This is a genomic window from Streptomyces goshikiensis (assembly GCF_014650555.1).
GTDB lineage: Bacteria > Actinomycetota > Actinomycetes > Streptomycetales > Streptomycetaceae > Streptomyces > Streptomyces goshikiensis.
In genome coordinates, this window is the sequence record NZ_BMVE01000009.1 from 16,049 (window position 1) to 27,561 (window position 11,513).

General features: G+C 72.9%; 12 protein-coding genes. 8 read left to right on the forward strand and 4 right to left on the reverse strand.

The features are described from left to right. Nucleotides 1-96: 96 nt before the first annotated feature. The gene (locus IE248_RS24195; RefSeq protein WP_073794848.1) at nt 97-663 is read left to right on the forward strand and encodes a DUF3159 domain-containing protein; all 567 of its coding nucleotides are present in this window, start codon (nt 97-99) and stop codon (nt 661-663) included. A 57-nt stretch (nt 664-720) separates the two neighbouring features. On the opposite strand, the gene IE248_RS24200 is transcribed toward IE248_RS24195, so the two are convergent. Next, nucleotides 721-1,365, reverse strand: coding sequence for a lamin tail domain-containing protein (locus IE248_RS24200; protein ID WP_229895484.1), 645 nt, complete (start codon nt 1,363-1,365; stop codon nt 721-723). A 233-nt stretch (nt 1,366-1,598) separates the two neighbouring features. Here IE248_RS24200 and IE248_RS24210 point away from each other — a divergent pair, with 233 nt between their 5' ends. From IE248_RS24210 to IE248_RS24220, 3 genes are all read left to right on the forward strand, one after another. Continuing rightward, on the forward strand, nt 1,599-2,216 hold the full coding sequence (locus tag IE248_RS24210; protein WP_190031650.1) for a GNAT family N-acetyltransferase: 618 nt from the start codon (nt 1,599-1,601) through the stop codon (nt 2,214-2,216). Between the two features lie 74 nt (nt 2,217-2,290). After that, nucleotides 2,291-2,656: a hypothetical protein gene (locus IE248_RS24215; protein WP_008740584.1), complete on the forward strand. Its 366-nt coding sequence runs from the start codon at nt 2,291-2,293 to the stop codon at nt 2,654-2,656. Nucleotides 2,657-2,740: 84 nt separating this feature from the next. Then, the gene (locus IE248_RS24220) at nt 2,741-3,178 is read left to right on the forward strand and encodes a GNAT family N-acetyltransferase (RefSeq protein ID WP_190031651.1); all 438 of its coding nucleotides are present in this window, start codon (nt 2,741-2,743) and stop codon (nt 3,176-3,178) included. Nucleotides 3,179-3,224: 46 nt separating this feature from the next. On the opposite strand, the gene IE248_RS24225 is transcribed toward IE248_RS24220, so the two are convergent. Next, the gene (locus tag IE248_RS24225) at nt 3,225-4,916 is read right to left on the reverse strand and encodes a VCBS repeat-containing protein (protein WP_190031652.1); all 1,692 of its coding nucleotides are present in this window, start codon (nt 4,914-4,916) and stop codon (nt 3,225-3,227) included. Between the two features lie 153 nt (nt 4,917-5,069). Beyond that, complete coding sequence (locus IE248_RS24230; RefSeq protein WP_190031653.1) at nt 5,070-6,506, reverse strand: FAD-dependent monooxygenase; 1,437 nt, start codon at nt 6,504-6,506, stop codon at nt 5,070-5,072. A 39-nt stretch (nt 6,507-6,545) separates the two neighbouring features. Between IE248_RS24230 and IE248_RS24235 the strand changes: the two genes are divergently transcribed. Further along, nucleotides 6,546-7,193: a TetR/AcrR family transcriptional regulator C-terminal domain-containing protein gene (locus IE248_RS24235; protein ID WP_100582214.1), complete on the forward strand. Its 648-nt coding sequence runs from the start codon at nt 6,546-6,548 to the stop codon at nt 7,191-7,193. Nucleotides 7,194-7,250: 57 nt separating this feature from the next. Here IE248_RS24235 and IE248_RS24240 read toward each other — a convergent pair whose 3' ends face one another. After that, complete coding sequence (locus IE248_RS24240; RefSeq protein ID WP_229895485.1) at nt 7,251-7,490, reverse strand: hypothetical protein; 240 nt, start codon at nt 7,488-7,490, stop codon at nt 7,251-7,253. A gap of 146 nt (nt 7,491-7,636) precedes the next feature. Here IE248_RS24240 and IE248_RS24245 point away from each other — a divergent pair, with 146 nt between their 5' ends. The 3 genes from IE248_RS24245 to IE248_RS24255 all read left to right on the forward strand — a co-directional run bounded on the left by IE248_RS24245 (nt 7,637) and on the right by IE248_RS24255 (nt 11,383). Next, nucleotides 7,637-8,401 carry a PP2C family protein-serine/threonine phosphatase gene (locus tag IE248_RS24245; RefSeq protein WP_190031654.1) on the forward strand — a complete coding sequence of 255 codons (765 nt, stop codon included), beginning with the start codon at nt 7,637-7,639 and terminating at the stop codon, nt 8,399-8,401. A 111-nt stretch (nt 8,402-8,512) separates the two neighbouring features. Next, nucleotides 8,513-10,123 carry a D-alanyl-D-alanine carboxypeptidase/D-alanyl-D-alanine endopeptidase gene (gene dacB, locus IE248_RS24250; RefSeq protein WP_190031655.1) on the forward strand — a complete coding sequence of 537 codons (1,611 nt, stop codon included), beginning with the start codon at nt 8,513-8,515 and terminating at the stop codon, nt 10,121-10,123. Between the two features lie 63 nt (nt 10,124-10,186). Further along, nucleotides 10,187-11,383, forward strand: coding sequence for a cytochrome P450 family protein (locus IE248_RS24255; RefSeq protein WP_190031656.1), 1,197 nt, complete (start codon nt 10,187-10,189; stop codon nt 11,381-11,383). The last annotated feature ends 130 nt before the right edge of the window (nt 11,384-11,513 follow it).

Consider the following 11,513-nt stretch of genomic DNA (forward strand, 5'->3'; position numbering starts at 1 on the left):
TGACAGGTCGAGAAAGGAGGTTCTAAGTTCGACCTGTCAACATTGGAATGTCATGGCGAGGGACACCCCGCCCCTCCGGAAAGAGACGGCGAAGACATGAAGTCGAACCCCCTCCTCAGCCTGGCCCCGTGGATCGTCTTCACCCTGGCCGCCGGCAACGGCGTCGCCGCCCAGTGGTCCGCCGCCCTGGCCGCCCTCGTCGCCCTGGCCGCCGCGGTCCCCTCGATACGCGCCGGCCGTCCCAAACTGCTGGACGCCATGGGCGTGGTGACCTTCGCCGTGCTCTCGGTCCTCGCCTTCGCCGGCGGCCACGGGGTCCAGGCCTTCGTCACCGACCACGGCCGCACCGTCGCCACCGGCGCCCTGGCCGTCCTGATCCTGGTGACCCTGCCGTTCATGCCCTTCACCGAGCAGTACGCCCGCGAGCAGGCGCCCCGGATCGTCTGGGACTCCCCGCAGTTCAAGAGGACCAACCGGCTCTTCTCCGCCGTCTGGGGCGGCGTGTTCGCCCTGATGACCCTCGCCCACTTCGTCGCCTCGCAGGCGCCGGGCAACACCGCGCTCGGGGTCGTCTGCAACTGGATCGTCCCGATCCTCGCCGTCCAGCGGATGTTCGCGTTCATGAAGCGCTACCGCGCCCGGCAGTCCCTTCGGTCCGCGTGACCCCGCCGACACGGCGCGCCCCGGCCTCCCGGCCGGGGCGCGCCGTTGGTGTGCCGGTCAGCCGTTGCGGTGGTGGTGGCCGCGGCGGCCCCAGGACTCGGTGTCGATGATGTTGCCGCGGTCGTCGCGGAGGGTGGCGGTGTCGCTGTCGTCCCACACCTGCCGGCGGCGGTCCTGGTACAGGTCGTGGCGGGTGTTGCGGCCCTGGCCGGTGTGGACCTTGACGCTGGAGCGGCCGTCCAGGCGGAAGTCCGGGAAGCGGTAGCGGTTGCCCTGCTCGTCCGTGAGGGTGTAGCCGCGCAGGTTGACGGCGTGGCGGCCGGTGTTCTTCACCTCGACCCATTCCCGGTTCAGGGCGCGGCCGAAGCGGTCGCCGCGCATGCCGTCCTCGTTCTGGACCTCGCCGATGGCGATCGAGGAGGGCGCCCGGTGGTCGCGCCCGTTGTCACGCCCGTTGTCACGGCCGTGGTCGCGGCCGTGGTCGCGCCCGCGCCCCTGATCGCGGCCGTTGTCGCGCCCGTTGTCGCGCCCGTTGTCGCGGCCGTGGTCGTGGTCGCGCACGTGGTCGCGGCCGTGGTTGCGGCCGTTGTCGCGGCCGTGGCCGTGACCGTCGGCGGCGGCCGGCATCGCGGCGGCGCCGATCAGGGCGCCGGCGGCCAGGACCGCGGCGAGGGCGCGACGGGTGGTGAGAGAAGCAGACATGGAGATGACCCCTTCAACTTCAACTGCAACGAACGTCCCGGCGTCCTGCCGGGGAGCCACACTCTGACCCCCCATCACCACCAAAAGCCACTTAATCAGAGCGTGTTGCTCAATCCGGACATATGTGTGACGATCCGTCGCGCCTCCGGAGGCTCTATATTAGGACAGCCTTACCTAATGAAATTCGGCCTCCGCCGGCGCTCGCCGGCCCCTCCCGAAGGAACGAACACCGCATGAGACCCGACTCCACCGCCCTCGTACCGTCGCGCACGGACGTCTACGCCGAGACCGTCGAAGGCTTCGGCACCGTCCGCTTCACCCCCGTCGACCCCGCGGCGGACTCCGCCGTGCTGCATGCCTGGGTCGTCGAGGAGCGCGCGGAGTTCTGGGGCATGAACGGCGTGAGCCGTGAAGTGGTCCAGGAGATCTACGAGGACGTGGAGCGCCGCGACACCCATCACGCCTACATGGTCCGGCTGGACGACAGGCCGGTGGCGCTGTTCCAGACGTACCAGCCCGCCGAGGACCGCGTCAGTGAGTGCTACGAGGTCCGGGAGGGCGACATCGGCATCCACCTGATGCTGGCCCCGGTCGAGGGCCGGCCCATTCCCGGCTTCAGCCGCACTCTGGTCGGGTCGCTCACCCGCTTCACCTTCCGCGATCCGGTGATCCTGCGCGCGGTGGCCGAGCCGGACGCCCGCAACGCCAAGGCGCTCGCGCTGCTGAACCGTCTCGGCTTCGTCCGCCAGGGGGAGATCACCCTGCCGGAGATCGACCTGCCCGAGGTCTACCTGCCCGAGAAGCGCGCCGTACTCGCCTTCCTCGACCGGCCCCTCCCGCAGACGGCCTAGGCCGGGCCGCCGCGGGCCCGGGCCGCCTCCGCCGGGCACCCCCGCCCCCGAGGGGCGGGGGCTACGCTCCCAGGATGGAACGCGCAGAGGTTCTCAAGCGAGTCATCGGCATCCTCACCGAGGCCCAGGAGATCCGCCGGGCAGCCGAGGCCGGCGAGGACGACGACGGTCCCGACACCGAAGCGGGCGTCGTCACCCAGCTGTTGAACGAGATGCTGCCCTCGATCAGCGTCCCGGCCGACGCCTCCCCGCAGCAGGTGGCCCGCCTCGTCGCGGAGGCGCTCGGACCGGCCCTGCACGCGATGGTCGCCGGATTCAGCCTGGCCTTCACCAGCCTCGCGATCACGCACGACGACGGCCGCGACGACATCACCTCGATCGAGGTGCTCCAGCAGCTCGCCCTCGAAGTGGAGGCGGGAACCTACGACGAGGGCGCGTGACCCCGTGGTGGGCATAATGTAATATACAAAAAGAAAGTTTGAACTAGTGCATAAGTGAGTCGGAATACGGGGGAGTGCTCGCGCATGTGGACGTGTGAACGGGTGGCCGGCGCCGAACTGGACGTGGAAGAAGTCCTCGCCCTCTACCGGGCGTCCACCCTCGCCGAGCGCCGCCCCGTCGCCGACGTGGAGCGGTTCGCCCGCATGCTGGCCGGCGCCAACCTGGTCGTCGTCGCCCGCGAGGAGGACGGCCGCCTCATCGGCATCTCGCGGGCGATCACCGACGGCGCCTACGCGACGTACCTCTCCGACCTCGCCGTGGACGCCTCCCACCAGGGCCGGGGCGTGGGACGCGACCTCGTACGCGCCACCGGGGAGGCCGCCCCGCAGGCGACCCTGATCCTGCTCGCCGCCCCGGCCGCGGTCGACTACTACCCGCACATCGGCTTCACCCGCCACGACTCGGCCTGGACCCTCCAGGGCCCTTCGGACCCGGAAGCCCCCCCGTCGCCCAGGGCTTGACAGCCCGCCCGGCCGGGGCGCCCGCCCGGGCGGGCCGCCGCGTCACTCAGACGATCGAGGCGAATCCGGTGACCGTCGGGTGCGGTGCTGCGGTGCCCGTGCCAGGGAAGAGCCAGACCTCGCCGGAGGCGTCTGCGGACCACAGGTCGGGAATGCCGTCGCCCGTGAGGTCGCCGTCAGAGCCGATGCGCGGGTGCGCGGCAGGAGCGAGGGTGCCCAGCACCGGGCCTGCGGCGGGGTCGGCGAAGGCGGAGGAATCCAGGGCCTTGGGGGCGTCCGGCCTGCCCGCGATGGTGAAGGCGCGGATGGTGCCGTCCGCTTGCGAACGGGCCCACAGGGTGGGGAAGTCGGTGCCCTGGGCGCGGCCGGGGCTGAGCAGATCGTAGCCGGCCCAGCGCTCGTCGTTCGCGGACAGCAGGACGGCCTGGTTATCCAGGTTGTTGGAGGAGCCGGCCCGCGTCAGCCACAGGCGGCCGTTCTCGACGAACAGCACGGAGGTCGACGGCAGGATCCCGTCCTCTGACGGGCTGTCGCCCACGGCGGAGCCGTACGCGGCGATCTGCGTGACCTTCGACCAGTCGGAGCCGAGGCCGTAGGCCCCGCACGCGATGGTCTCGCGGGCCGAGGTCAGGCAGGTGGTCGGCTTGCCGACCAGATTCGGGCTCTGGGTGGTGAAGCGGCCGGCACCGTCGTTCTGGAAGGCGTACAGGCGCGCGCCTCCAGGAGTGTGGGCCAGCAGGTCGTCGACCTGCTGGTAGCTCAGGCTGCCGCGGTGGGTGTACTGGATCTTCGCCCAGCTGTCGGCTCCGCCCGGGGCCGCCGCACGGTCGGCGTGGGCGGGACCCTGCGGATCGGAGCCCATCTTGCGGAGGTCCCCCGCGCTGTCCGGTACGAGTACGTCCGGCCTGCCGTCGGCGTCGATGTCGCCGAAGGTCGCCGGGGCGGCCGGGCGCCGTGCGGAGTAGAACAGGTTGGCGAGCTGGGAGACGTTGCCCGCGTTGTCCATCGTCTGGAGGTAGATGGCCTGGGTGCCCCAGCCGGCGGGCGTGACCTTGACGGTCGCGGTCCCGTCCGTAAGGCGTACGACGTGGGAGTCGGTCGCCGCGTCGGAGCAGCGCCAGCCGACGGACGGCGTCCCGCTGGTGCTCCAGCGGGCACACGCGATGCCCGAGCCGGTGTCGGTCGCCTTCAGGGTGAAGGAGGCTTCCTTGCCCTGCTCCTTGGGAGAGGCGTCCGTGGTCACTTCGGCGGTCGGCTGGGTCTGGTCCACGCGGAAGTGGCACCAGGCCGTGTACGGGCTGGTCAGCGTGCCGTCGGTGGCCCGGGCCCGCCAGGCGTACTGGCCGCCGTCCTTCAGGAGTTGGCGGGGAACGGTGGTGCGCGCCTTGCCGGAAACGCTCCAGGAGGCCGGATACTCGGTGCGCTTGCCGCCGTACGAGGTGTCCCACAGCTGGAACGTGGTCTGGAGCGCAGTGCCCGACGGTGATCCGGTGGTGACCTGGAAAGTGGGGTCGTTCAGGCCGATCCAGCCCGCACCGGCTCCCGCGTTCGGGTCGGTGTCACAGGCGGCGTAGCGGTCCTCGCCCGCGAACCCGGGTGCGGGGGAGGTCTGCGGCGCCGTGACGCCGGGTATCTGAGGCTGGGCAACGGCGGCTGTGGCGGCCGTGGCGGGCGACACGGCCGTGAGGCCGAGGGCCAAGGACACTGCCGCCATCGGCAGTGAGCGAGCGAGTCTCATGTGACGAGTTCCTGAGGTCGAGGCAATGATCTCCGTAACGTGTCAGAAGAATCACCGGTCCGCACTGACATTTGGGGCCGATGGGACCGGTTCCGGCCAGCCCCTTCCCCGGCGTCCGGAAGGTCCTGGCCGGCTCGGCGACCTGGCAGGGGGTCAGGCGAGGCCGAGGGTTGTGGCGTGGGTGGTCAGGCCCGTGGTTGTGGTGCCGGCCCAGGCTGTGTAGCCGTCGGGGCGGATGAGGAAGATGCCCCGGCCGTAGGCCTCGTACGGGGGGATGTGGAGCGTGCGGACCGTGGCGAGGGTCGGCAGGGGGGTGTCGGTGCCGACCGTGAGGAGGGTCCAGTGCGGGCCGCGGAAGGCGTCGAAGAGGCGGCGGCCGGCGTGGGGGCCGTCCGGGGCGCGGTCGCCGGCGTGGAGTGCGTCCTGCGGCAGGCCCTCGCGGGTCTCCACGGTGAGCGAGGAGGTGCGGTAGCCCAGGCCGAGCTGGTGGGTGGCCGCGCCGCGGCGGACCTCGCCGCGGTGCACCCGTGTGGTCAGCCCCAGCATCGCGGCGGCGTTGGGCAGGCGCTCCTCCTCGTAGGTGTCGAGCAGGGACGGGTCGGCCCCGCCGCGCAGGACCGCGCCCAGCTTCCAGCCCAGGTTGTACGCGTCCTGGACGCTGGTGTTGAGGCCCTGGCCGCCCGCCGGGGAGTGGATGTGCGCGGCGTCGCCCGCGAGGAAGACGCGGCCCTCGCGGAAGCGGTCGGCCAGCGCCGCCCGGGGCCGGAAGTCCGAGGCCCAGCGCACCTCGGTGACGGCCTCGGGGGAGAGGTGCGTACGGGCGGCGAAGACCTCGCGGATGCCGTTGAGGGTGAGGTCGGCGTCCGTGCCCTCCGGGAACTGGGCCGCCACCTGGAAGTCCTCCGTCCCGGCCAGCGGGAAGACCGCGAGGAAGCCCTCCGTTTCGGTGGGCGGGAACATGTGGATGACGTCGCGGTCGAGTCCGGTGATGCGTACGTCCGCCACCAGCATCGGGTTCGGGTCCACGCTCTCGCCGGTCATGCCGATGCCGAGCGCGCGCCGCACCGTGGAGCGGCCGCCGTCGCCGGCGACGGCGTAGCGGGCCCGCACCGGCGCGCCCGTCGCGAAGGAGGCGGTCACCCCCTCCGGGTCCTGGGCGATGCCCACCAGCTCCCGCCCGAACACGACCTCGCCGCCGAGCTCCTCCAGCCGCGCGCGGAGGATCTCCTGCGTGCGCCACTGCGGCAGCATCCACGGCTCGTTGTACGGGGCCGCCTCCGTCGCCTCGGTCGCGTCGGACATCCGCTGCTCGCCCTTGCGCTGCCCGTCCCGCCAGATCACCCCGATCGGGTAGGGGCCGGCCGACGCGCGGACCGCGTCGAGCACGCCGAGGTCTTCGAAGATCTCCAGGGTGCGGGGCTGTAGCCCCTTGCCGCGCGAGCCGGGGAAGAGCCGGTCGGCGCGCTCCACGACGAGGGCGCGCACCCCGCGCCGGGTGAGGTCGACGGCGAGGGCGAGCCCGGTGGGGCCGGCCCCGACGATGAGGACCTCCGTCACGTCCGCCGTTTCCTTAACGCTGTTAAATTCCATGGGCCGGAGCTTGCACTTAACGGCGTTAAACTGTCAAGCGTGACTACCCGGAGATCCCCCAAGCTGGACAAGAAACTGGTCGTCGAGACCGCCCTGAGGCTCCTCAACGAGGTCGGTCTCGACGGGCTCACGCTCCGGGCGATCGCCAAGGAGCTGAACGTCCAGGCCCCCGCCCTGTACTGGCACTTCAAGAACAAGCAGGCCCTGCTCGACGAGATGGCGACCGAGATGTACCGGCGCATGATCGCGGGCGCGCAGCTCCCGCCGGGCGCCACCTGGCAGGAGCGGCTCCTGTCGGCGCAGCGGGACCTGCGCCGGGCCCTGCTCGGCTACCGCGACGGCGCGAAGGTGTTCAGCGGCTCCCGCTTCACCGGCACCGAACACGCGGCGGCGATGGAGACCACCCTGCGGGCCTGCGTCGAGGCCGGGTTCGAGCTCTCGCAGGCCGTACGCGCCCTGTCCACGGCCTTCCTCTTCACCCTCGGCCACGTCACCGAGGAGCAGGGCGTCCAGCCGCTCCCGGGCGAGCGCCGCGAGGGCTTCGACGTCGAGGAGCGCGCCGCCCGCATGGCCGGCTTCCCCCTCGCGGCGGCCGCGGGCGCCGACCTCTTCCAGGGCTTCGAGGAAGGCTTCGAGGAAGGGGTGCGCCTGGTGATCGCCGGGATCGAGGCGCGGTACGGCGTCTGAGCCCGGGGCCCCCGCCGTCCCCGGCCCCGCCGTCTCCGGCCCCGCCCCGGCGCCACCTCAGTGCTTCGTGCTGCTGAAGCCCACCTCGTAGCCGTCCACCGACACGACGCGCTGGCCCTGGCGCCGCGCGGTCTCCTCGCGGATGCGCGCGGCGGCCTCCTCGCTCGCCCGCATCGTCGCCTCGTCCTCCCACAGCGTCAGCGTCACGGCCTTCCCCGTGGCCCTGTCGACGAGGTAGTAGACCCCCAGGTACCCCGCGACCTCCTCCACCTGCTTGACGATCTCCTCCGAATGCACGGACAGGTCTCCCTCCGGAGGAACCGGTGACCCCTGGTACGTGCTCAGCCTCGCGAACATCGCCGAAACCCTTCCTGGAAACCCCTTCCCAGGCCAGCGTGCGACCGCCGACGGCATGACGCACGCTGGGAGGGGAGGCGACCGAGGTGGCGTACATAGCCGTAACCGCCCTGAGCCACGTCGGGCTGGTGCGCGAGCACAACGAGGACAGTCTCGCCGTCGGTCCGTGGACGCTGTGCGGAACCGCCACCGACAACCCGCAGACCCTCCTCTTCCCGCGCGTCAGACCGCTCGTGGTCGCCGTGGCCGACGGACTCGGCGGGCAGCCCGCCGGGGAGGTGGCCAGCGAACTCGTCGTCCGCCGGCTCTCCGCGCTCGGACACGCCCTCGACGGCGAGGAGGCCCTGCGCGAAGCGCTCGAAGCCGGCAACCGCGCCGTGTACGCGGCCGCCGAAGGCAGGCCCGACCTCACGGGCATGGGCACCACCGTCGCCGGCGTCCTCGTCCTCGCGGACTCCCTGCTGGCGTTCAACGTGGGCGACAGCAGGGTGTTCGAGGTGGACCCCGAGGGCGGTCTGCGCCAGGTCAGCGTGGACGACAGCCCGCCGCTGCCCCCGGGACGGCGCACCACCTCCGTCGTCACCCAGACCCTCGGCGGCAGCCGCGCCCCCAGCCCCGTCGTACCGCACCTGGCCGCCTTCCCGACGGGCGGCGCGGACCGCTACCTGGTGTGCAGCGACGGCCTGACCGACCCGGTGCCCGAGGACGTCATCGGGAGCGTGCTGCGCACCGCCGACGACGGCCGGGCCGCCTTCGAGCTGTGGAAGGCGGCCATCGAGGCCGGCGGCCCCGACAACATCACCCTCGCGCTCGTGCGCATCGGGGACGACGACACCGTCGTGCCGGTGTGAGACGGGGCGGAGGCGAGGGGAAATGCGCTCCGTAGCCTCCCGTGCCACCCTGTTCACACGCCGGGGCCCGGGGGCCCGGGAAGGTGACAGCCGCGACGAACGGAGCGCGCTGTGGGACGTACGAAACCTCCGCCGCGGCGCCGCGCGGCCGCCGGTGCCTTCGCCGCCCTGCTGCTGGTGGCGCTCGTCTGCGGTACGGGGGCCCGCGCGGCACCCTCGCCCTCGCCGCCGCCCCCGCCCTCCGGGCTCGACCCGCGCATCACGGAGATCATGCGCAAGCCCGAGTACCGCCACGCCCAGTGGGGCCTGCTCCAGACCGAACCGGGCGCCGACGGCCGGGTGCTGCACAGCCTCTTCCCCGGGCAGTTCTTCATCCCCGGCTCCACCGCGAAGCTGTTCCCCGTGTCCGGAACCTGGCAGACCCTCGGCGCCGGCCACCGCTTCGTCACCCCCCTCTACGAGGTCGGCAAGCGCAGCGGGGAGACGCTGATCGGCGACCTCGACCTCGTCGCCCAGGGCGACCTCACCATGGGCGGCCGGACGCGCCCCGACGGCACCGTCGCGTACACCGACCTCGACCACACCTACGCCAACGACTTCCCCGGGGCCACCCTCACCCCCGAGAACCCCCTGGCCGGCATCGACCAACTCGCCCGCCAGGTAAGGGACTCCGGCATCACCGGCGTAGACGGCGACGTCATCGTCGACAGCCGGCTCTTCGCCCCCGACCCCGTCCTCGACCCCACCCCGACCCCCCTGATCATCAACGACAACCTCATCGACCTGCTGACCACGCCCGGGGACCGGGCGGGCGCCGCCGCCCGGCTGGACTGGCGGCCCAAGGTCGCGCCGTACGAGGTCACCTCCACGGTGAAGACCGTCGCGGCCGGCGGGCCCACCGACGTCACCGTGACCGCCACCGATGGCGGCACCCGGATCCGGCTGTCCGGCACGATCGCCGCCGGCGCCGCGCCGCTGCTGCGCACCTCGCCCGTCACGGACCCGGCCGCCTTCGGCCGGACCGCGCTCATCGAGGCGCTCGCCCGGGCCGGGGTGGAGGTCACCTCCCCCGCGACGGGACCCAACCCGGCCGCCCGGCTGCCGCGCGACTACGACGGGCGGCCGCGGGTGGCCGCGTACACCTCACCGCCGTACGAGCAGTACGCCAAGCTGATCCTCAAGGTCAGCCACAACCTGGGCGCCAACCTGGACATCTGCCTGCTGGCCGTCACCACCGGCAGCCCCCAGTGCGCCGACGGGTTCCCGGTGCTCGCCGGCTTCCTGGACCGGGCCGGCGTCGACCGCCGGCAGGTCGAGCTCATGGACGGCCGGGGCGGCAACCCCGCGGACCGGGCCACGCCCCGGGCGGTGGTGCGGATGCTGGCGTACTGGCAGGGCACGCCGGACGCGAGGCGTTTCCGGGAGGCCCTGCCCATCCTCGGCGTCGACGGTCTGCTCGCCGAGAACTGCCGTGACTGCCCGGCGCGCGGGAAGGTGTTCGCGAAGACCGGCGCGGCCGTCGGCGGGGACGCGCTCAACGACCGGTTCTCCGTCGGGGCCATCACCATCGCCGGCTACCTCGACAAGGGCGGCGGCCGCTTCGACCCCTTCTACGCGGGTGTCACCGGCGCGTCCACGGCGAACACCGACCCCGCCGGGATCCTGGCCATCGCGAACGACCTCGCCCTCATCGCCGCCCACCTCCAGGAGTCACCCCCCTGAACCCGGTTCGGGCCGACCCGGGCCGGGGCAGGGGGGCGGCGGCGCCCCGCCTAGGGTGAGGGCATGGATCTCCGGGAACAGCTCGTCGACGACCCCCACTCCGCCTACGCGCGGCTGCGCGAGGCCGCGCCGGTGCGGCGGATCGAGGGCACCGACGGCCGGCCGGCCTGGCTCGTCACGCGCTACGACGACGTCCGCGCGGCCCTCGCCGACCCCAGGCTCTCGCTGGACAAGAGGAACGCGGCCGAGGGCGGTTACCGGGGGCTGACCCTGCCGCCGGCCCTCGACGCCAACCTGCTCAACATGGACCCCCCGGACCACACCCGCATCCGCGGTTTCGTCACCCGTGCTTTCACCGCCCGCCGCGTCGAGCAGCTGCGCGCCCCGATGCGCGAGAGCGCCGACCGGCTCCTCGACGCCCTGGGCCCGCACGGAACCACCGACCTGATGGCCTCCTACGCCGCACCGCTGCCGATCATCGTCATCTGCGACCTGCTCGGCGTCCCCGAGGAGCACCGCCGGGACTTCCGCGTCTGGACCGACGCCCTGATCGCCCCGGACCCGGCCCGCCCGGCGGCCGCGAAGGAAGCGGTCGCGGCCATGCTCGGCTTCTTCCTCGAACTCGTCGCGCACAAGCGCGAGCGGCCCGGCGCCGACCTGCTCTCCGACCTCGTCGCGGTGCGCGACTCGGACGGCGACCGCCTCACCGAGGACGAGCTGCTCTCCCTCGCCTTCCTCATCCTCGTCGCCGGGTACGAGAACACGGTGCAGCTCATCGGCAACGCGGTCCTGGCGCTGCTGCGCCACCCGTACCAGCTCGCCGTGGTCAGGAAGGACCCGTCCCGGCTCCGCGCCGCCGTCGAGGAGGCCGCCCGTTACGACGGGCCTGCCCTCCTCGCCATCCGGCGCTTCGCCACCGAGGACGTCACCCTGTCGGGCGTCACCGTCCCCGCCGGCGAGACGGTCCTGCTGTCCCTCGCCGCGGCCAACCGCGACCCGGACCGCTTCTCCGGCCCGGACCTCTTCGACGTCTTCCGCGATACGGCCGGCCACCTCGCGCTCGGCCACGGCATCCACTACTGCCTGGGCGCGCCGCTGGCCCGGGCCGAGACCGAGATCGCCCTGGCCGCGCTCCTCGACCGCTTCGGCGCGCTCGCCCTCGCGGAACCGGAGGAGGGCCCGCGCTGGCGCCCGTCGCTGCGGGCCCGCGGGCTGCTGGAGCTGCGGGTGCGCTACGGGGCCGGGGGCGCGTCCCGCTGAGCAGTGCGTGCGCGTGCGCGTGCGCGCGGGCCGCGCGGCAATCGGGTGGCCCCGGGCCGTGTCGGTCGTCCGGCGCCGGCCCGGTTCGCCATGCTGGGCCGGGAGCCCATCCCGGCGACGAAGGAGCACG